Raw genomic sequence first — 20,069 nt, 5'->3', positions numbered from 1 at the left:
GTACTCGGCGGCCTGTGGCTTCATGGCTGATCTGAAGTTGTGTAGATACCTATGCAGCGATGACGCCGGTGAGTTCACTACCGCTATCGCTGCGGTTCGGCGTTCCGACAAGCCAGCTCCCACAGGATCCGCGTTTCACCTGGCCGGAATGTGTAGAGGCCATCAGAACCGACCTCTCAGCCTGGCTGGTAACCAAACACCGACTTCACCTCCAGATAATCCTCCAGCCCATGCACGCCCCACTCCCGGCCATTGCCCGAGTGCTTGTAGCCGCCGAAGGGCGCGCCGTTGTCGGCCTTGCTGCCGTTGAGGTGAACCATGCCGGTACGCAGCCGCCGCGCCACCGCGCGAGCCCGCTCCAGACTGCCGGCGGTGACATAGCCGGACAGCCCGTAGAGGCTGTCGTTGGCCATGGCGATAGCCTGTTCCTCGCTGTCGTAAGGCATGATCGCCAGCACCGGGCCGAACACCTCTTCACGGGCCAGCGGCAAATCCGGAGTGATATCGGCGAACACCGTCGGCCGGACAAAATAGCCGCGCTCGATCCCCACCGGCCGCCCGACACCACCACAAACCAGGCGTCCGCCCTGCTCCACTGCCGCACCGATCATCTGCTGCACCCGCTCGAACTGCGCGGCATTGGCCAGCGGCCCCATGGCGCTGGCAGGCGTGCGGTCATCGAAGCACACCGCCTGCGCCACCTCCCGGGCAATCTCGATAGCCCGCTCCTGCAAGGCACGCGGCACCAACAGCCGGGTCGGTGCATTGCACGACTGGCCGCTGTTGCGCAAACAGGCGCTGACGCCGTGGCGAACCGCAACGTCGAAATCCGCATCGGCAAGAATCAGGTTGGCCGACTTGCCGCCCAGCTCCTGGGACACCCGCTTGACCGTGTCCGCCGCGGCCTTGGCCACGGCGATGCCGGCCTGGGTCGAGCCGGTGAACGAGACCATGTCGATCCCCGGATGGCGGGCAATGCCGTCGCCGATGGTCACGCCGTCGCCATTGACCAGGTTGAACACTCCCGCCGGCACCCCGGCGTCATGGAGGATCTGCGCCAGCAGCATGGCCGACATCGGCGCCCGTTCGCTGGGCTTGAGCACCAGGGTGCAACCGGCAGCCAGGGCCGGCGCGACCTTGCAGGTGAGCTGGTTGAGCGGCCAGTTCCACGGGGTGATCAGGCCGCACACGCCGATCGGCTCGCGGCAGACCAGGGTGGTGCCATGGGCACGGTCGAAGGCGTAGTCGCGCAGCACGTCGTGGGCCCGCTGCAGATGGCCAAGCCCGGCCGGCACATGGGCCGAGCGAGCCAGGGACAGCGGCGCGCCCATTTCCCGATGCACCAGTTGCGCCAGCTCTTCGCTGCGTGCGCGGTAGCCTCCGATGATCGCTGCGAGCAACGCCAGGCGCTGCTCGCGAGTCCACTGTGAGAAGCCGACGAAGGCCCGCTGCGCGGCAGCCACGGCGCGGTCGAGATCGTCGCGGTGGCCCAGGCTGATACGGCTGAACGGTTGCTCGTCATGGGGATCGATCACCTCCAGGGTCGGCCGCGCCACGGGCGTTTCCCAGCGCCCGTCGATATAGAAGTCGAGGGCGTTCATGCGACCCGCTCCAGTGCCTGGCGCAGGGTATCGAAGATCAGCCCGATCTCCTCGGCCGTCACCACCAGCGGCGGCGACAGCACGATGTTATCGCCTGAGGCACGCACCAGCACCCCGGCCTCGAAGCAATGCCGTGCCACTTCCGCCGCGCGGCCGTTCAGTTCCACCGCGCAGAGCAGGCCGATGGCCCGCACATCACGCACCAGCGGCTGCCCGCGCAACGCCAAAGCCGCACTCTGCCAGACCGGCGCCAACGCCCGCACATGGGCGTTGATGCCCAGTTCCTCATGCACTGCCAGGGTCGCCAGCCCGGCGGCGCAGGCCAGCGGGTGCGCCGAGTAGGTGTAGCCATGCATCAGCTCGATGGCGGTTTCCGGGCCGTGCATGAAGGCCTCGTACACCGCCGCGCCGACCAGCACGCCGCCCATGGGCACGGCGCCGTTGGTCAGGCCCTTGGCGGTGGTCATCAGGTCCGGGGTCACGCCCAGGGCCTGGGCGGCGAAGCTGTCGCCGAGACGGCCGAAGCCGGTGATCACTTCGTCGAAGATCAGCAGGATGCCGTGCTGGTCGCAGAGCTCGCGCAGGCGTTGCAGGTATCCCAGCGGCGGCGCGTAGACCCCGCCGGAGCCGGTCACCGGTTCGACGATCACTGCGGCCACGGTGGCCGGGTCGTGGATTTCCAGCAACTGGACCAAGGCTTCGGCGTAGTGCGCGCCCTGCTCCGGCTGTCCGGCGCTGAAGCGCAGGCTGGCGTCGTAGGGTAGCGGCAGGTGCGCGACATCGCCCAGCAGCGGGCCGAAGTCGCGCTTCTGCCGGCCGATCCCCGACACCGACAAGCCACCGAAGCCCATGCCGTGGTAACCCTTGGCGCGGCCGATCAGCTTGGTCCGGCGACAGTCGCCACGGGCCTGATGGTAGGCCCGGGCGATCTTCAGGGCGGTGTCCACCGCTTCCGAGCCGGAGTTGGTGAAGAACACCTTGTCCAGTCCGCGCGGCGCCACCGCCACCAGGGCATCGGCCATGCGCAGGGCGTCCGGGTGACTCATCTTGAACGAGGAAACGAAGTCCAGGCGCCCCGCCGCCTCGCGGATCGCCTCGACGATGCGCGGCTGGCCATGGCCGGCGTTGACGCACCAGAGGCCGGCCATGGCGTCGAGCACCGGGCGACCTTCTGGGGTGAAGTAGTACATGCCTTCGGCGCGCTCGAACAGCATCGGCTGGCGGGCAAAGTCACGCATCGGGGTAAAGGGGGCCCACAGGCCGGTGTGCAAAGCTTGGGTCATGACGGATGTCCTTGGTTCAGAGGCGCTGGCCGCGCAGGGTCGGGCGTTGCAGGGCGCCGGCATTGGTGTTCACGCCGCGGTCGAAGAGCAGCACGCCGTCGTCGAGGCGGCAGTGGACATGGTCGGTGAAGGCGGTTTCGACGAAGCGCCAGAGCATGTGCAGGCTGCCCTGCTGGTCCCAGCGTCCGTGGGCGACCACCGGGGTCTGCTCGGGCTGGTACTGGTGGTGCAGGTAGTTGCCGGTGATGCTGGTGGACGACTCGACGGCCTGGTGCAGGCCGACCCGCACCCGGTGGCTGCCGCGATGATCGACCAGGGTGAAGTCGCAGCCCTCGGCGTCGAAGGCCAGGGCGATCTCGCTGACCTGGTCCTCGTTGGGCTCCATGCGCCAGCGCCCGGCCATCTCGATGCGCGCCAGGGAATCGCTGGCCCCCGCCAGTTCCGGCACGCGCAGGCTGTCGACCAGCGCGTCGAGTCGCGCCTGGGCCGCGTCGGCGTTGTCGCTGCTGCGGCCGAGGCCGGGGAACAGGTGCTGCCACAGCGCTGCATGCAAGCGCTTTTCCCCCAGACGCAGGCCGCTGGTGAAGACGATCACGCTGTTCTGCTCCGGCAGCACGATGCATTGCTGGCCGAACACCCCGGAGGCGTAGTAGCCGCCGTGGCGGGTCATCCACCACTGGTAGCCATAGCCTTCGCGGCGGCTGGCGTTGTCGGCGGGATTGCGCGGCAGGTACTGCTTGCCGTCGAACTCGCCCATCCACACGTCCTCGACCTGGTTGCGGGTAGCGGCGTCGATCCATTGCGGTGACAGCAGCTGCGCGCCGTTCCACTGGCCGCGTTGCAGGTGCAGCACGCCGAACTTCAGCGAGTCCTCGCTGGTGCAGCTCAGGCCATTGCCGCCGCTGTTGACCCCCTCCGGAGCCAGGTCCCAGGTCAGCGGGTCCATGCCCAGGTGGCGCAGCACCCGGTCGTCGAGCAACTGATGCAGGGTCTGGCCGCTGACCTTGCTGGCGATGGCCGAGAGCATGAAGCTGCTGGCGCTGCTGTAGATGAACGAACGGCCCGGTGCTTCTTCCACCGGTTCGTCGAGAAAGGCCTGGACCCAACTGCTGGCCAGGTTGCGCCAGTCGCCGCCGGAAATGCCGCGGCGGTGCCCGGTGCGCATGGTCAGCAGGTCTTCCACGGTCATCGCCGCGAGATTGGCGCTGATCTGCGGCGGGCAGAGTTCGGGGAAGAAACCCACCACCTTGTCGCTCAGCGCCAGGTGCCCGTCGTCGATCAACAGGCCGATGCCGGTTGCGGTCCAGCTCTTGGTCGCCGAGTGCTGCACATGCGGGCGTCGTGCCGCATATGGCCGCCAGAACGCCTCGCTGACCACGGCGCCATCGCGGTAGAGCATGAAGCTGTGCAGCTCCAGCCCGGCGGCCTGGACCGCGCTAAGAAAGTCGACGATGGCCTGGGGATCGACGCCCTTGTCCCGGGGCAAGGCTCGTGGCAGTGGGATGTAACTCATCAACGCGATTCCTCGAAAGCTCGGCGGCGAACCGCCAATGTTTTTAAATGCAAAATAAAACAACAATGGGTACATTGACGGGGCTGTCTCCCCCGCCCTCCTCACCCGTCACAGGAACGACATCGCCCCATGGCTCAACTCACTTCGCTGCAGACCAAGGTTGCCGGCCAGATCCTCACGGCCATCCACAACGGCGAACTGCCTGCCGGCAGCCACCTGAAGGAAGTCGAGCTGGCGGAACGCTTCGGCGTGTCGCGCTCGCCGATACGCGGCGCGCTGGCCTACCTGGCCGGGCAGCAACTGATCGAGCCACTGCCGCAGCAGGGTTTTCGCGTGCCGCTGGAGCCGGTGGCGGCGCAGACCCAGGTCAGCGAGCTGCACAACGAAGAAGATGCGCTGTATGCCCGGCTGATCGACGACCGCCTGAACCAGGCGCTGCCCGACCAGGTCTCGGAAAGCGACCTGCTGCGCCGCTACGGCGTCGGCAAGAGCGTGTTGCGCCGCTGCCTGCTGCGCCTGTCCGATGAAGGCGTGATGCAGCGCAAGCACGGCCACGGCTGGCAGTTCGCGCCGACCCTGAGCGACCGCCAGACCCGTTTCGAGAGCTACCGCTTCCGCATGCTGCTGGAGCCGGCCGGGCTGCTGGAGCCGACCTTCCGCCTCAACCCCGAGCAGATGCAGCGCTGCCGCCGGCAGCAACTGGACCTGCTCGAAGGGGTGGCCGACAGCAAGCGCTTCTTCGAGAGCAACGCGCAGTTCCATGAACTGCTCGCCGCCGCCTCGGGCAACGCCTACATCCTCCAGGCGGTGCAGCAGCAGAACCGCCTGCGCCGGCTCAGCGAGTTCCATTCGGTGAACAACGTCGAGCGGGTCAAGGTCTCGTGCCGCGAACACCTGGCGATCCTCGATGCGCTGGAACAGGGCGACAACGAATGGGCCTCGACCCTGCTCCATCGCCATCTGGAAGTGGCGAGCAAGATGGGGGTGGCGCGGGGCAAGGGCTGACCCTCGGCGTTGCCCCGATCGCCGGCAACGCCGGCTCCCACAGGGACCGTGACCAGCAGATAGGCCATGCATTCGCGCCACCCCGTCCATTACCAGATCGCCACGGTGTAACCGAGGATCACCCGGTTTTCGTTCATGTCGCGCAGGTAGTTGGCCTTGGTCAACGCATTGCGCCAGCGCAGCGACAGCCCTTTCAGCGGCCCGTTCTGGAACACGTAGCCCAGGTCGATATCCCGCTCCCATTCCCGCGCCTCGCCATCGAAGCCCTTGACCACGGCCTGGTCGCCCTTGGCCCAGCGGGTCGAGAAGCTCAGGCCGGGAATGCCCAGGGCGGCGAAGTCGTAGTCGTAGCGCGCGTGCCAGGTGCGTTCCTTGGTCTGCGAGAAGTTGCTCAACTGGTACTCGGAGAACAGGAAGGTGTTGGTGCCGTCGACATAGGTGAACGGCGTGTCGCCGAACTGCTCCTGATAGCCGCCGCCGAAGGTGTGGCCCTTGTAGCTCCAGGCCAGGCGGGTGCTCAGGGCGCGGTTGTCGACTTCACCGGCCAGCCCGGCGCCGGCCTTGTCGGCATCGAAGTAGCGGATATCGGTCTTCAGTGCACCACCGCCGAGGGCGAAGCTGTGCTTCAGGCCGACGTAGTGCTGCTGGTAGATGTCCTCCAGCTGGGCGAAGTGGTAGGTCAGTTGCAGGTTCGGCGTGAGTTTGTAGTCGCCGCCGATGAAGCGGAACTTGTCGCTTTTCGCCGAGCTGCGGTAGGCGCCGCTCTGGCTGGTCAGGCCCATTTCCTCGTAGTCGGTGGACTCGCGCTGGCGCACCCGGTCGATCTGCCCGCCGATCAGGGCCAGGCCGGGGACGTCGCCGGACTTGAGCTGGGTGCCGCGGAAGGTCTGCGGGAAGATCCGGCTGGTGTTCGGTTGCAGGGTCGGCAGGTCCGGCAGCAGGTGGCCGCTGCGCAGTTCGCTCTGGGCGAAGCGCACCTTGCCGGTGACACCCAGCTTGGAATACTCGTCCTGGGCGCGCTTGGCGTAGCTCGGCTTGCCCGCTTCGGCCTCGTTGTCCCGCGACAGCAGGCCGGAGCCAGAGCGGTCCGGGCTGGAGTCGAGCTTGAGGCCGAGCATGCCCACCGCGTCCACGCCGAAACCGACGGTGCCTTCGGTGAAGCCCGATTGCAGGTTGAGGGTGAAGCCCTGGGCCCACTCCTCGCGCTTGGACTGGCCGGCGTCCTCCCGGTAGTCGCGGTTGAAGTAGTAGTTCTTCAGTTCCAGCGAGGCCTTGCTGTCCTTGATGAAGTCGGCATGGGCCTGCACGGAGAGCAGGCCGACACCGGTGAGCAACAGGTTGAGGTTTGCGTGTTTCATTGGGTTCTGGCTCCTGGCAGTCGTTGTGGAAAGGCTGTTGTTGTTGTTTTTCGGACATGACTTGCCCCGCCACGCCGCTGCGGGAGCCGGCGCGCTGGGGTTGGATCAGGGGTTCAGGTCAGCTGGCGCGACGTATTCGGTAACTGCCGTCGTCGAGCTTCTCCAGCGGGCTGGCTGCCGCCAGCAACTGCCGGGTGTAGGGGTGGCGCGGGTCATCGAAGACCTGTTCGCGGCTGCCCACCTCGACCACCTCGCCCTGGTGCATCACCGCCACCCGGTGGGCGATGCGCTCCACCGCCGAGAGGTCGTGGGAGATGAACAGGCAGGCGAAGCCGTAGCGCGCCTGGAGGCGCTCGAACAGTTCGAGGATCTGCTTCTGGATGGTCATGTCCAGGGCCGAGATCGGCTCGTCGGCGATCACCAGTTGCGGGTGGCGCACCAGTGCCCGGCCGATCGCCACGCGCTGGCGCTGGCCACCGGACAACTGGTGCGGGAAGCGCTCGGCGAAGGCTTCCGGCAGGCCGATATCGCGCATGGTCTGCGCCACCCGCTCGCGGCGTCCGGTGGCGCTCAGGCCCGGCTCGTGGCGCAGCGGTTCGAGGAGGATCTCGCCGATGCGCATGCGCGGATCGAGGGACGAGAACGGGTCCTGGAAGATCATCTGGCATTGCAGGCGGTGGGTGCGATTGGCTGCCTTGAGGATGTCCACGCCCTTGAAACGGATCGCACCGGCACAGGGCTTGACCAGGCCGACCAGCGAACGGCCGAGGGTGGTCTTGCCCGACCCGCTGCCGCCGACCAGGGCCAGGGTTTCACCCGGGGCGATACTCAGGCTGGCGGAATGCACCACCCGCTTGTATGCACGCTTGCCCCAGAAATTGGCCGGGCCCGGGTGCTCGATGCACACCTGGTCGACCTCCACCAGCGGCCCGTCGCTGGCCGGCAGCGGTGGCAATTCGCCCCGGCGCGGCAGGGCTTCGAGCAACTGGCGGGTGTACTCGGCCTTGGGTGCCAGGAGGATATCGCCGATGGCGCCCTGCTCCACCGCCTGGCCCTGGCGCATCACCACCACCTTGTGGGCATAGCGTGCGACCAGCGACAGGTCGTGGCTGATGAACAGGATCGCCGTGCCCTGCTCGCGGGTCAGCTCCAGCATCAGCTCGATCACGTCCAGTTGCGCCAGGCAATCCAGGGCGGTGGTCGGCTCGTCGGCAATCAGCAGTTTGGGCCGCAGCAACATCACCGAGGCCAGCATGATGCGCTGGCGCATGCCGCCGGAGAACTGGTGCGGCCAGGAGTCCAGGCAGCGCTCGGCGTCGCGGATGCCGATGCGCTGGAGCATGTCCACGCAGCGCTGGTGGATCGCCGGCGGGTCGAGGTCGGTGTGCAGCTCCAGGGCCTCGGCCATCTGCCGACCGATGGTCAGCGCCGGGTTGAGCGAGACCATCGGTTCCTGGAACACCATGCCGATCTGCGCGCCACGGATGGCACGCAGGGCGCGGGTGTCGAGGCTGACCAGGTCCTGGCCCTGGAACTCCAGGCGACCGCCACAGACCTGCATCGGCAGCGGCAGCAGGCCGATGGCAGCGCGGGCGGCCATGGTCTTGCCGCTGCCGGACTCGCCGACCAGAGCGACGATCTCGCCCGGCGCCACGTCGAAGCTCAGGCCATCTACGGCCAGCGGGCCGTGCTCGCCGACACGGATCTGCAGGTCACGTACCTGCAACAGGGAATTGGCGTGGGTCATGGTCATTTCCTCATGCGCGGGTCGAGACGATCGCGCAGGGCATCGCCGAACAGGTTGATGGCCAGCAGCGCCAGGCAGATGAACAGCCCGGGGAAGATGCCCAGCCAGCTCGCCGAAGCGATGTACGGCCGGCTGCTGGCGAGCATGTTGCCCCAGGTCGCCGCCGGTGGCGGCACGCCGAGGCCGAGGAAGCTCAGGGCGCTTTCCGAGAGCAGCGCCCAGCCGAACATGCTGGTGGCCAGCACGCACAGCGGGGCCAGGCAGTTGGGCGCGATATGGCGCAGCATGGTGTACAGCTCGGAGTTGCCGATCACCCGCGAGGCCTCGATGAACTCCAGCTCGCGCAGGGACAGCACGCTACCGCGCACCACCCGCACCACCGACGGCGTGTAGGCGATGCCCAGGGCGAGGACGATGCCGTACTGGCTGGCGCCGATGATGGCCATGATGCCGAGGGCCATGAGGATGCCGGGAAACGCCAGCAGCGCGTCGTTGCACATCATCAGCAGGCGGTCGGTCCAGCCACGCAGGTAGCCGGCGAGCATGCCGATCAGGGTGCCGGCACATACCGCGAACGACACTGCCAGCAGGCTGATCCACAGGCTGGTGCGGGCGCCGATCAGCAGGCGGCTGAACACGTCGCGACCGAACTCGTCGGTGCCCAGCCAGTGCAGCGCCGAAGGTGCCTGCAAGCGCGACAGCAGGTCGATGCGCAGCGGGTCGAACGGCGTCCAGACCAGGCCGAGCAAGGCCAGCAGGACCAGCAGCGCGAGCAGCGTGGCGCCGATCAGCGCATTGGCCGGCGGCCAGGCCCGCAGCGCCTTGCGCGGCGTCGCGGCGGGCGCGGCCAGCGGCGCCAGGGAGGGTTTCGAACTCATAACTTCACCCTTGGATCGAACAGTGGGTAGAGCAGATCGACGAACAGGTTGACCAGCACATAGACGAAGGTGATCAGCAGCAGGCAGCCCTGCAGCACCGGGTAGTCGCGGGCGAAGATCGCATCGACCATCAGCCGGCCGATGCCCGGCAGGGTGAACACCGTTTCCAGTACCGCGATGCCGCCCAGCAGATTGCCGAGGATCAGGCCGACCAGGGTCCAGGTCGGGGCGAAGGCATTGCGCAGGGCATGCCGCCACAGCACCGCACGCTCCGACAGACCCTTGGCCCGGGCATGGGCGATGTACTCCAGGCGCAACACCTCGATGGTGCTGGCCCGGGCCATGCGGGTGATGGCGCCGACTTCCACCAGGGTCAGGGTGACGATCGGCAGCACCAGGTAGCTCAGCGCCTGCCAGGGGTCCTGGGCGAAGCTGACGTAGCCCACCACCGGCAGCCAGCCGAGCTTGATGCCGAAGGCATAGAGCAGCAGCAGGCCGAGCCAGAAGCTGGGGATCGACAGCAGCAGCGTGGCGCTCATGACCAGGCCCAGATCGAGGGCGCTGTTCTGTTTCCACGCTGCCAGCAGGCCCACCGGCACCGCGATCAGGGTCGCCAGCAGCACCGCCACCAGGACAATGCCGGCACTGACCGCGAAGCGTTCGAGGATCAGCGGCAGCACCGCTTCGCGGGTACTGATGGAGAAGCCCAGGTCACCGCTGAGCACCGCCTTGAACCAGATCAGGAACTGGGTCACCAGCGAATGATCCAGGCCCAGGGTGCGGCGCATGTCGGCCAGGCTCTGCGGGTCGGCCATATCGCCGAGCATGAGCAGCGCCGGGTCGCCAGGCACCAGGCGGATCAGGGCGAAGACCATCAGCGAGATCAGCAGCAGGGTCGGCACCGCCATGCCGAGTTTTTGCAGGATAAAGCGCAGCATCGTCCGGCCCGCCCTACTTCGCCGCGAGGCTGACGCCCCACAACCGCGGCTTGGCCACCGGCCAGGAGTGATAGCCACGGGTGCTGTCGCGCAGCGCGCCGATGACCGTGCCGTTGTAGATGATCACCATCGGCGTGTCCTCGATCATCAGCTGGTGCAGGCGGTCGAACAGCGCCTGGCGCTTGCCCGTGTCGTTCTCGCGCACCGCCTCGCGCAGCAGCGCCTGGGCCTGCGGGTTGTCCCAGACCTTGCGCGGCTCCTTGCTCTTGTCGCCCATCAGCGAGTCGAAGCCCAGCGCCGGGTCGAGGCGCGACGAGTAGGAGAACGACATCATCTGGTAGTTGCCGCTCTGGTAGCGCTCCAGCTGGGTACCCCATTCCAGGGTCTCCATCTGGATATTCAGGCCGCTGGCCTGGGCCATGGCCTGGCTGAGCACGCCCATGTCGAACATCTGCTGGTAGCGCTTGTTGACGATCATCCTGATCGGCTGGCCTTTGTAGCCGGCCTCCTTGAGCAGGCGCCGGGCCTCCTCGGGGTCGTAGCGGTAGCCCTGTTTCGCCACTTCGTCATGGAAGGCGCTGGTCTGCGGGATCGCCGAGTTGTTCGGCTGCGACAGGCCGTTGGACAGCGCCGTGACCATCTGCCCGTAGTCGAGGGAATGGGCGATGGCCTGGCGGATGCGCACGTCCTTGAGCAGCGGGTCGTTGGTCTGGAACAGCAGGCCGCAGATGGCCATGATCGGGCTGACCGAGACCTGGATGCCCGGTACCGCCTTGAGTTCCTGGGCGTCGCTGGCGGTGACGTCGGGCAGCAGGTCGACGTTGTTCGACAGCAGCGCGGCCTTGGCCGAGGAGGGGTCGGGGATGATCATGAAACGCAGGTTGTCGACCAGGGCCTGCTTGTTGCCCGTGAAGCCGTCCGGGCCGGCTTCGGCGCGGGCGCTGTAGTCCTTGAAGCGCGCCAGGCGCACGTACTGTCCCGGTTTCCATTCGGCGAAGGTGAACGGCCCGGTGCCCACCGGCGCCTTCCAGCTGCCGTCGGCGGCCAGCGAATCCGGATGCAGGATGCCCGCACCGCCACAGTCGGGGCGCGACATCGAGGCGAGGAACAGCGCGTTGGGTTGATCGAGGGTGAACACCACGGTGCGCGGGTCCGGGGTGTCGATGGCGACGATCTTCGCCCCGCCGCGGCCGTCGAACTCGGGCAGGCAGCGCCATTGGGTCTTCGGATCGAGGTAGCGCTGCCAGGTCCACTTCACCTCGGCCGAGCTCAGGGTCGCACCGTTATGGAAATGCACGCCGTCGCGCAGGGTGAAGCGGTAGGTCAGGCCGTCGTCGGACACGTCCACGGCGCTGGCCAGCAGCGGCCCGACCGAAGCGTCCTCACGGTGGGCGACCAGGCCCTCGACCACATGCAGGATCACCGTATCGGTGTTTTCGTCGCGATTGACGCCAGGTTCGGTGCTGCGGATATCGGCCCCCAGGCCAACGCGCAGGGTGGTATCGGCCAAGGCCGGCTGGGCCAGCACGCCAATGGCCGCAAGGCTCGCAACCCGCAGGCTGCGGGCAAGGGAAGGACTATGGAAGCGATGCACGGGAGAGGTTCTCCTTCGCTGAAGGACCGGTCATGGCAGGCCCGGCCTAAAGGTTCTGATCATATCGTTGTTGTTGTGGCCTGATGGGGATCAGCGCCGGGCGATTTTGTTTTTTTCAATTCGCCGGGACATAGTTGCAGCGTGCATCGACTTTGTAAATGTTTTTTTGTGAATTAAAAAACACTGAAAAATACATTGATGCCGTTGGGCGGTAGACCCGGAATCAAGTGGGGGTGGAAAGGGTACGACAGGACGGCTTCAGGCCAGACGCAGAACCTGTGGGGGATTCCATGGTGGCAGGCAAGCAGATTGATGTTGTGGCTGCTGGCCTCATCGCCGGCAATGCCGGCTCCCACAGGGTACCGGGCCAGCCGCATGATCCAGGTCAGTCACAGAACCTGTGGGAGTCCGCCCAGCCTTTCAGGCTGCGCTATCGCGCAGAGAACAGATCTAAGAACGACGCGGACCCTGTGGGAGCTGGCATTGCCAGCGATGAGGCCCCAAAGAACACAACCCAACCAGCAAGATCGATGTCAAGGCTGATGGCCTCATCGTCGGCAACGCCGACTCCCACAGGGTACCGGGCCAGCCGCATGATCCAGGTCTGTCACAGAACCTGTGGGAGCTGGCATTGCCAGCGATGAGGCGCACAGACGCCCCCTCACTCCCAACCTTGCAAACGCATGGTCGCGCGCACCAGCCGCTGTTCCTCCTGCTCGATCTCGCGCAGGTTGTCGCGGATGCTGCCCAGATGCTCCCGCGCCACGCGCTGCGCCTGCTCCGGCAATTGCTCCATGACCGCGTGGTACAGCCGCGAGTGCTGGCGGTCGATCTGGCGCTTTTGCGCCGGGCGGCAGTAGAGGTTGTTCACCGAGGCGAACACGGTGCTGAGCATCAGGTCGTTGAGGCCCTGCAGGGTGTGCACCAGCACCGGGTTGTGCGAGGCCTCGCTGATCGCCCGGTGGAAGGCATGGTCGAGACGGGCCTGCTCGCGGGCATCCTGCTCGGTGGAGGCGACCATTTCATCGAAGCGGCGCTTGATCAGCAGGCGGTCGACATCGGTGGCGCGCAAGGCCGCCAGCCGCGCCGACTCCCCTTCCAGCAGGGCACGGACTTCAAGCAGGTCGTACAGGGTGCGCGGCTGCGAGGCGAACAGGTGCATCAACGGCGTGGTGTCCTCGGCGCGGCTCAGGTCGGCGACGTAGGAGCCACGGCCATGCTCGGTCTCGACGATGCCGCGCCCACGCAAAATGCGCAGCCCCTCGCGCAGGGCCGAACGCGAGCAACCCAGCTTGTCCACCAGGCGCCGTTCCGAGGGCAAGGCCTGGCCAACCTTGAGCACACCATCGACGATCAGCTTTTCGATACGTTCGGCCACCTGGTCGGCGACCTGGGTCTTGCCCGGGGTGGAATCGGCCATGAGAAGACGCTCCAGGACTGGTAGGACCAGTACGATTTTTCTTATGAATTGTCTCCGGAGTGTATCGACACAATCGCCGCAATAGCGATCTTCTGCTTGAAACCCGCCCACAAACTGGTAGGACCAGTTCATTCCGGCATCGACGCGACCCGCCTGTCCCCCGCAGTCTGCAAGGCGTTCAGCCAATAACAAGAAATGGACGCCCGAGCCGATGAATATCCTCTATGACGAACGGGTCGACGGGGCCCTGCCCAATGTCGACAAGCCCCGGTTGCTAGGCAAGTTGCGCCAGGCCCTGCCCGACCTGGAAATCCTCCACAGCGCCGAAGACCTGCGCCCCTACGAGTGCGACGGCCTGTCCGCCTACCGTGTGGTGCCGCTGCTGGTGGTACTGCCGGAACGCCTGGAGCAGGTGCAGACCCTGTTGCGCCTGTGCCACGCCGAGCAGGTGCCAGTGGTGGCCCGCGGTGCCGGCACCGGCTTGTCCGGCGGCGCCCTGCCTCTGGAAAAAGGCATCCTGCTGGTGATGGCGCGCTTCAACCGCATCATCGAGGTCAACCCCGAGGGCCGCTTCGCCCGGGTCCAGCCCGGGGTACGCAACCTGGCAATCTCCCAGGCCGCCGCGCCCCATGGCCTGTACTACGCCCCCGATCCATCCTCGCAGATCGCCTGCTCGATCGGCGGCAATGTCGCCGAGAACGCCGGTGGCGTGCATTGCCTGAAATACGGGCTGACCGTGCACAACCTGCTGCGCGTCGACATCCTCACCGTCGAGGGCGAGCACCTGACCCTGGGCAGCGATGCCCTGGATTCCCCCGGCTTCGACCTGCTGGCGCTGTTCACCGGCTCCGAAGGCATGCTCGGCATCGTCACCGAGGTCACCGTCAAGTTGCTGCCCAAGCCCCAGGTGGCGCGGGTGCTGCTGGCCAGCTTCGACTCGGTGGAGCAAGCCGGGCGCGCGGTGGCCGATATCATCGGCGCCGGCATCATCCCCGGCGGCCTGGAGATGATGGACAACCTGTCGATCCGCGCCGCCGAGGACTTTATCCACGCCGGCTACCCGGTGGACGCCGCCGCCATGCTGCTGTGCGAGCTGGACGGGGTCGAGGCGGACGTGCGCGAGGACTGCGAGCGGGTCGATGCCGTGCTGCGCCAGGCCGGTGCCAGCGACGTGCGCCTGGCCCGGGACGAAGCCGAACGGGTGCGTTTCTGGGCCGGGCGCAAGAACGCCTTCCCAGCAGTGGGGCGGATTTCCCCGGACTACTACTGCATGGACGGCACCATTCCGCGCCGCGAACTGCCGGCGGTGCTGCGCGGCATCGAGGAACTGTCGGGCCAGTTCGGCCTGCGCGTGGCCAATGTGTTCCATGCCGGCGACGGCAACATGCACCCGCTGATCCTGTTCGATGCCAACCAGCCCGGCGAACTGGAACGGGCCGAGGCCCTCGGTGCGAAGATCCTCGAACTGTGCGTGGCGGTAGGCGGCAGCATCACCGGCGAGCACGGCGTCGGCCGGGAAAAGATCAACCAGATGTGCGCCCAGTTCAGCAGCGAGGAGATCACCCTGTTCCACGCGGTGAAGCATGCCTTCGACCCGCAAGGCCTGCTCAACCCCGGCAAGAACATCCCCACCCTGCACCGCTGCGCCGAGTTTGGCTCGATGCATATCCACCAGGGAAAACTGCCCTTTCCGGATCTGGAGCGCTTCTGATGAGCATCGATCACGATCACAGCACCGACCTGCTGGAGCAGGTCAACCACGCCCTGAACAACGCTATCGCCCTGCGCATCCAGGGCGGCAACAGCAAGGCGCTGCTGGGGCGCCCGGTCCAGGGCGAGGTGCTGGACACCCGCAGCCATCGCGGCATCGTCAGCTACGACCCCACCGAACTGGTGCTGACCGCCCGCGCCGGTACGCCGCTGGCGGACATCGAGGCGGCGCTTGAGGAAAAAGGCCAGATGCTGCCCTTCGAGCCACCGCACTTCGGCCCCGACGCGACCCTTGGCGGCGCCATCGCCAGCGGCCTGTCCGGCCCGCGTCGGCCCTGGGCCGGATCGGCACGCGACCATGTGCTCGGCACCCGCCTGATCACCGGCCACGGCAAGCTCCTGCGCTTTGGCGGCGAGGTGATGAAGAACGTCGCCGGCTACGACCTGTCGCGCCTGCTGGCGGGCAGTTTCGGCTGCCTGGGCGTGCTGGCCGAGGTGTCGCTCAAGGTGCTGCCCAAGCCGCGCACCTGCGTCAGCCTGAAACTGCAAATGGGCGCCGCCGAAGCGCTGTGCGAACTGGCCGAATGGGGCCAGCAGCCGCTGCCGATCAGCGCCGCCTGTCACGACAGCGAACATCTGTACCTGCGCCTTGAAGGGGGCGAAGGTTCGGTGAAGTCCGCCTGCCAGCGCCTCGGCGGCGAGCGGATCGACAGCCGCTACTGGACGCAGTTGCGCGAACACCGCCTGCCCTTCTTCGCCAGCGAACAGCCGCTGTGGCGCCTGTCCCTGCCCAACAGCAGCCCGTGCCTGGATCTACCCGGCGAACAATTGCTCGACTGGGGCGGAGCGCAACGCTGGCTGCTGAGCGCTGCGCCGGCCGAGGAGATCCGCCAGGTGGTGGCCGCGGCAGGCGGTCATGCGACCCGCTACGGCGCCCACGAAACGCCGTTCCAGCCCTTGCCCGCGCTGCTCCTGCGCTACCACCAGAACCTGAAAAAGCAGCTCGATCCCCAGGGCATCTTCAACCCTGGCCGACTGTACGCGGAGGTCTGAAACGCCATGCAAACCCATCTGAGCGAACAGGCCAAGGCCCTGCCCCGCGCCGCCGAAGCCGAACGCATCCTGCGCTCCTGCGTGCATTGCGGCTTCTGTACCGCGACCTGCCCCACCTACCAGTTGCTGGGCGACGAACTGGACGGCCCGCGCGGGCGCATCTACCTGATCAAGCAGGTGCTGGAAGGCCAGGACGTTACCGCCAGTACACGCGAGCACCTGGACCGCTGCCTGTCCTGCCGCAACTGCGAAACCACCTGTCCGTCCGGGGTGGAGTACCACAACCTGCTGGATATCGGCCGCGCCGTGGTGGAAGAACAGGTGCCGCGCGGACTGGGTGAACGCCTGCTGCGCCAGGGCCTGCGGGCGCTGGTGCCGAATCCCGTGGTGTTCAAGGCGCTGGCCCGCACCGGGCAGGTGTTCCGTCCACTGTTGCCGGAGAGCCTCAAGGCCAAGCTGCCGCGTCGTCCCGTGCCGGCCAAGGCACGTCCACTCGACCGCCATCCGCGCAAGGTGCTGATGCTGGAAGGTTGCGTGCAGCCGACGCTGTCGCCCAATACCAATGCGGCGGCGGCACGGGTGCTGGATCGCCTCGGCATCTCGGTGGTCAGCGCGCGGGAAGCCGGTTGCTGTGGTGCCGTCGACTATCACCTGAATGCCCAGGAACAGGGGCTGCAACGGGCGCGCCGGAATATCGATGCCTGGTGGCCGGCGATCGAGGCCGGGGCCGAAGCGATCGTACAGACCGCCAGTGGCTGTGGCGCTTTCGTGCGGGATTACGAGCACCTGCTGGAACAGGATCCGGCCTATGCCGCCAAGGCCGCGCGGGTCAGCCAGCTCAGCCGCGACCTGGCCCAGGTGCTCGGTGCCGAGCCGCTGGAGCAGCTTGGTATTCATGCCGAACGGCGCCTGGCCTTCCACTGCCCCTGCACCCTGCAGCACGCCCTGAAACTGGGTGGTGCGGTGGAAGACATTCTCCAGCGCCTGGGCTTCAGCCTGACCACGGTCAGCGACGGGCACCTGTGCTGCGGCTCGGCCGGTACCTACTCGCTGACCCAGCCCGAGCTGTCCCGGCGCCTGCGCGACAACCGCCTGAATGCCCTGGAGGCCGGTAATCCGGAAGTCATCGTCACCGCCAATATCGGCTGCCAGACCCACCTCGACGGCGCCGGGCGCACGCCGGTGCGGCACTGGATCGAATTGGTGGAAGAAGCCTTGGCATAACACACGCGTCCCCTGTGGGAGCTGGCTTGCCAGCGATAGCGTCGGTGAATTCAGCATCGCCATCGCTGGCAAGCCAGCTCCCACAGAGACCGCTTACACAGTCGAAAAAAGGAGAACCCCATGCAAAGCAAAGCCGTGCTGGAACACAGCGACATCACCCGCCTCCTCACCGCCGCCCGCGAGGAAGCCCAACGCAACCAATGGAAGGTGAGCATCGCCATCGTCGACGACGGCGGCCATCCCCTGGCCCTGGAGCGCCTCGATGGCTGCGCGCCGATCAGCGCCTATATCGCCACGGAAAAGGCCCGCTCCGCCGCCCTTGGCCGACGCGAGACCAGGGGCTACGAGGAGATGGTCAACAACGGGCGCACGGCCTTTCTCAGCGCACCACTGCTGACCTCGCTGGAAGGCGGCGTGCCAGTGATCGTCGAGGGCCAGGTGGTTGGCGCCGTGGGGGTGTCCGGCGTCAAGTCGGAACAGGATGCACAGGTTGCGGCCGCGGCTGTCGCCGCGCTTTGAACCGATCATTTCTTCAGGAGTACATGCCGTGACCCAGCGTATCGCCAGCCACCGCCTGCAGGTGGCGGAAAACCTCAAACGCTTTATCGACGACGAAGTCCTGCCAGGCACGGCAGTTGATGCGGCGCAGTTCTGGGCCGGCTTCGATCAGCTGGTCCACGACCTGGCCCCGCAAAATCGCGCCCTGCTGGCGGAGCGGGATCGTCTGCAAGCCCTGCTCGACCGCTGGCACGCCGAACACCCCGGCCCCATCGCGGACATGCCGGCCTACCAGGCCTTTCTCGAAGACATCGGCTACCTGCAGCCCCAGCCCGCCGAGGTGAAGGTCAGCACCCGCCAGGTCGACCACGAAATCACCACCCAGGCCGGCCCGCAACTGGTGGTCCCGGTGATGAACGCCCGCTATGCGCTGAATGCCGCCAACGCCCGCTGGGGCTCGCTGTACGACGCCCTGTACGGCACCGATATGATCGACGAGACCGACGGTGCAGGGAAAAGCGCCGACTACAACCCGACCCGTGGCGCCAGGGTGGTGGCCTGGGCCAAGGCGTTCCTCGATCAGGTGTTTGCGCTACAGGGTGCCTCCCATACCGAGGCGACGGGCTACCGGATCGTTGCCGGCGAACTGCGGGCAGCCCTCGCTGATGGCCGCGACACCGCCCTGGTCAAGCCCGAACAGTTCGCCGGTTATCAAGGCAGCGCCGACGCACCGACTGCCGTGCTGCTGGAGAACCACGCGCTGCATATCGAGTTGCAGATCGACCGCAGCAGCCCCATCGGTGCCAGCGATGCCGCCGGGGTCAAGGACCTGCTGGTGGAGTCCGCCATCACCACCATCATGGATTGCGAGGATTCGGTGGCGGCGGTGGATGCCGCCGACAAGGTGCTGGTCTATCGCAACTGGCTGGGACTGATGAAGGGCGACCTCAGCGAAACCCTGAGCAAGGGCGGCAAGACCATCACCCGCAGCCTGAACCCGGACCGCCGCTACCACGGCCGCGATGGCAGCGAACTCACACTGCCCGGCCGCTCGCTGCTGTTCGTGCGCAACGTCGGCCACCTGATGAGCAACCCGGCGATCCTCGACCAGGATGGTCAGGAGACCCCCGAAGGTATCCTCGATGCCGTGGTCACCAGCCTCGCCGCCCTGCACGACCTGCAGCGTAAAGGCAACTCCCGCAGCGGCAGCGTCTATATCGTCAAGCCGAAGATGCACGGGCCGCAGGAAGTGGCGTTTGCCAACACCCTGTTCGGCCGGGTCGAGGACCTGCTCGGCCTGCCGCGTCATACCCTGAAGATGGGCATCATGGACGAGGAGCGGCGCACCAGCGTCAACCTCAAGGCCTGCATCGCCGAGGCGGCACAGCGTGTGGTGTTCATCAACACCGGCTTCCTCGACCGCACCGGTGACGAGATGCACAGCGCCATGCAGGCCGGCGCCATGCTGCGCAAGGGCGATATGAAAGGCAGTGCGTGGATCGCCGCCTACGAGCGCAGCAACGTGCTGGTCGGCCTGGCTTGCGGCCTGCGTGGACGAGCGCAGATCGGCAAGGGCATGTGGGCCATGCCGGACCTGATGGCGGCCATGTTCGAACAGAAGATCGCCCACCCCAGGGCCGGTGCGAATACCGCCTGGGTGCCCTCGCCCACCGCCGCCACCCTGCATGCGCTGCACTATCACCAGGTGGATGTGCAGCAGGTCCAGGCCGGACTCGAAGAGATCGACGCGCAGGCCGAACGGGCCGGGCTGCTGCATGGTTTGCTCAGCGTTCCGGTCAGCCCGCAGCGGGACTGGAGCGACGCCGAGATCCAGGCGGAGTTGGACAACAACTGCCAGGGCATCCTCGGTTATGTGGTGCGCTGGGTCGAACAGGGCGTGGGTTGCTCCAAGGTGCCGGATATCCACAACGTCGGCCTGATGGAGGACCGTGCCACCCTGCGCATCTCGGCGCAGCATGTGGCCAACTGGCTGCACCACGGCGTGGTCGATGCCGGGCAGGTACGCCAGACCCTGGAGCGCATGGCGGCGGTGGTGGACCGGCAGAATGCCGGGGCCCCGGCGTATCGGCCGATGGCGCCGGGGTTCGAGGCGTCCCATGCGTTCCGTGCGGCCTGCGACCTGGTGTTCAAGGGGCGCGAGCAGCCTAGCGGGTATACCGAGCCGTTGTTGCATGGGTGGCGGTTGAGGTTCAAGGAAGAGGTCAGCGGGTAAATATGCGCTGTGGC

Annotated in this window: 15 protein-coding genes; 6 read left to right on the top strand and 9 right to left on the bottom strand. The window is 66.8% G+C overall.

All coding sequences use genetic code 11. The annotated features are described in order from the left end of the window. Positions 1-176: 176 nt before the first annotated feature. The 3 genes from ACODSK_RS16740 to ACODSK_RS16730 are packed head-to-tail and all read right to left on the bottom strand — an operon-like array spanning position 177 to position 4,397. Positions 177-1,601 (bottom strand): aldehyde dehydrogenase family protein, encoded by a 1,425-nt coding sequence (locus tag ACODSK_RS16740; protein ID WP_489017673.1) that lies wholly within the window; start codon positions 1,599-1,601, stop codon positions 177-179. Continuing rightward, positions 1,598-2,884 (bottom strand): omega-aminotransferase AptA, encoded by a 1,287-nt coding sequence (gene aptA / locus ACODSK_RS16735; protein WP_489017671.1) that lies wholly within the window; start codon positions 2,882-2,884, stop codon positions 1,598-1,600. Before aptA ends, ACODSK_RS16740 begins: the two co-directional genes overlap by 4 nt. 16 nt (positions 2,885-2,900) lie before the next feature. After that, a complete protein-coding gene (locus ACODSK_RS16730; RefSeq protein ID WP_489017669.1) occupies positions 2,901-4,397 on the bottom strand; it encodes a serine hydrolase domain-containing protein in 1,497 nt (498 codons plus the stop codon). A 129-nt stretch (positions 4,398-4,526) separates the two neighbouring features. Between ACODSK_RS16730 and ACODSK_RS16725 the strand changes: the two genes are divergently transcribed. Beyond that, on the top strand, positions 4,527-5,402 hold the full coding sequence (locus ACODSK_RS16725; RefSeq protein ID WP_489017667.1) for a GntR family transcriptional regulator: 876 nt from the start codon (positions 4,527-4,529) through the stop codon (positions 5,400-5,402). Between the two features lie 89 nt (positions 5,403-5,491). Here the strand turns inward: ACODSK_RS16725 and ACODSK_RS16720 are convergent, their stop codons facing one another. The 6 genes from ACODSK_RS16720 to glcC form a co-directional block, all read right to left on the bottom strand. Continuing rightward, positions 5,492-6,760 carry an OprD family porin gene (locus ACODSK_RS16720; protein ID WP_489017666.1) on the bottom strand — a complete coding sequence of 423 codons (1,269 nt, stop codon included), beginning with the start codon at positions 6,758-6,760 and terminating at the stop codon, positions 5,492-5,494. A gap of 118 nt (positions 6,761-6,878) precedes the next feature. Further along, positions 6,879-8,507, bottom strand: coding sequence for an ABC transporter ATP-binding protein (locus ACODSK_RS16715; protein WP_489017664.1), 1,629 nt, complete (start codon positions 8,505-8,507; stop codon positions 6,879-6,881). A gap of 2 nt (positions 8,508-8,509) precedes the next feature. Next, positions 8,510-9,385, bottom strand: a complete 876-nt coding sequence (locus ACODSK_RS16710; protein ID WP_489017662.1) for an ABC transporter permease — start codon at positions 9,383-9,385, stop codon at positions 8,510-8,512. Beyond that, positions 9,382-10,323 (bottom strand): ABC transporter permease, encoded by a 942-nt coding sequence (locus ACODSK_RS16705; RefSeq protein ID WP_489017660.1) that lies wholly within the window; start codon positions 10,321-10,323, stop codon positions 9,382-9,384. The genes ACODSK_RS16710 and ACODSK_RS16705 overlap by 4 nt, the downstream gene beginning before the upstream one ends. A gap of 13 nt (positions 10,324-10,336) precedes the next feature. Further along, positions 10,337-11,851: an ABC transporter substrate-binding protein gene (locus ACODSK_RS16700; protein ID WP_489017676.1), complete on the bottom strand. Its 1,515-nt coding sequence runs from the start codon at positions 11,849-11,851 to the stop codon at positions 10,337-10,339. 727 nt (positions 11,852-12,578) lie between these two features. Continuing rightward, positions 12,579-13,337 (bottom strand): transcriptional regulator GlcC, encoded by a 759-nt coding sequence (gene glcC, locus ACODSK_RS16695; protein WP_489017658.1) that lies wholly within the window; start codon positions 13,335-13,337, stop codon positions 12,579-12,581. A gap of 211 nt (positions 13,338-13,548) precedes the next feature. Here glcC and glcD point away from each other — a divergent pair, with 211 nt between their 5' ends. The 5 genes from glcD (at position 13,549) to ACODSK_RS16670 (ending at position 20,055) form a co-directional block, all read left to right on the top strand. Next, positions 13,549-15,048: a glycolate oxidase subunit GlcD gene (gene glcD, locus ACODSK_RS16690; protein WP_489017656.1), complete on the top strand. Its 1,500-nt coding sequence runs from the start codon at positions 13,549-13,551 to the stop codon at positions 15,046-15,048. Beyond that, on the top strand, positions 15,048-16,100 hold the full coding sequence (gene glcE, locus ACODSK_RS16685) for a glycolate oxidase subunit GlcE (RefSeq protein WP_489017654.1): 1,053 nt from the start codon (positions 15,048-15,050) through the stop codon (positions 16,098-16,100). The genes glcD and glcE overlap by 1 nt, the downstream gene beginning before the upstream one ends. 6 nt (positions 16,101-16,106) lie before the next feature. Continuing rightward, on the top strand, positions 16,107-17,324 hold the full coding sequence (gene glcF, locus ACODSK_RS16680; RefSeq protein ID WP_489017653.1) for a glycolate oxidase subunit GlcF: 1,218 nt from the start codon (positions 16,107-16,109) through the stop codon (positions 17,322-17,324). Between the two features lie 120 nt (positions 17,325-17,444). Beyond that, the gene (locus ACODSK_RS16675) at positions 17,445-17,843 is read left to right on the top strand and encodes a heme-binding protein (protein WP_489017651.1); all 399 of its coding nucleotides are present in this window, start codon (positions 17,445-17,447) and stop codon (positions 17,841-17,843) included. 28 nt (positions 17,844-17,871) lie between these two features. Then, positions 17,872-20,055: a malate synthase G gene (locus ACODSK_RS16670; protein WP_489017650.1), complete on the top strand. Its 2,184-nt coding sequence runs from the start codon at positions 17,872-17,874 to the stop codon at positions 20,053-20,055. Positions 20,056-20,069: the final 14 nt, after the last annotated feature.

This window comes from Pseudomonas sp. FG98 (genome assembly GCF_057808595.1).
This window is presented reverse-complemented; position numbering and strand designations above follow the sequence as displayed.

What these genes read in the sequence shown, in the direction of transcription:
- ACODSK_RS16740 (WP_489017673.1), bottom strand. Translation starts at nt 1,601, where the DNA reads ATGAACGCCCTCGACTTCTATATCGACGGGCGCTGGGAAACGCCCGTG.
- aptA (WP_489017671.1), bottom strand. Translation starts at nt 2,884, where the DNA reads ATGACCCAAGCTTTGCACACCGGCCTGTGGGCCCCCTTTACCCCGATG.
- ACODSK_RS16730 (WP_489017669.1), bottom strand. Translation starts at nt 4,397, where the DNA reads ATGAGTTACATCCCACTGCCACGAGCCTTGCCCCGGGACAAGGGCGTC.
- ACODSK_RS16725 (WP_489017667.1), top strand. Translation starts at nt 4,527, where the DNA reads ATGGCTCAACTCACTTCGCTGCAGACCAAGGTTGCCGGCCAGATCCTC.
- ACODSK_RS16720 (WP_489017666.1), bottom strand. Translation starts at nt 6,760, where the DNA reads ATGAAACACGCAAACCTCAACCTGTTGCTCACCGGTGTCGGCCTGCTC.
- ACODSK_RS16715 (WP_489017664.1), bottom strand. Translation starts at nt 8,507, where the DNA reads ATGACCCACGCCAATTCCCTGTTGCAGGTACGTGACCTGCAGATCCGT.
- ACODSK_RS16710 (WP_489017662.1), bottom strand. Translation starts at nt 9,385, where the DNA reads ATGAGTTCGAAACCCTCCCTGGCGCCGCTGGCCGCGCCCGCCGCGACG.
- ACODSK_RS16705 (WP_489017660.1), bottom strand. Translation starts at nt 10,323, where the DNA reads ATGCTGCGCTTTATCCTGCAAAAACTCGGCATGGCGGTGCCGACCCTG.
- glcC (WP_489017658.1), bottom strand. Translation starts at nt 13,337, where the DNA reads ATGGCCGATTCCACCCCGGGCAAGACCCAGGTCGCCGACCAGGTGGCC.
- glcD (WP_489017656.1), top strand. Translation starts at nt 13,549, where the DNA reads ATGAATATCCTCTATGACGAACGGGTCGACGGGGCCCTGCCCAATGTC.
- glcE (WP_489017654.1), top strand. Translation starts at nt 15,048, where the DNA reads ATGAGCATCGATCACGATCACAGCACCGACCTGCTGGAGCAGGTCAAC.
- glcF (WP_489017653.1), top strand. Translation starts at nt 16,107, where the DNA reads ATGCAAACCCATCTGAGCGAACAGGCCAAGGCCCTGCCCCGCGCCGCC.
- ACODSK_RS16675 (WP_489017651.1), top strand. Translation starts at nt 17,445, where the DNA reads ATGCAAAGCAAAGCCGTGCTGGAACACAGCGACATCACCCGCCTCCTC.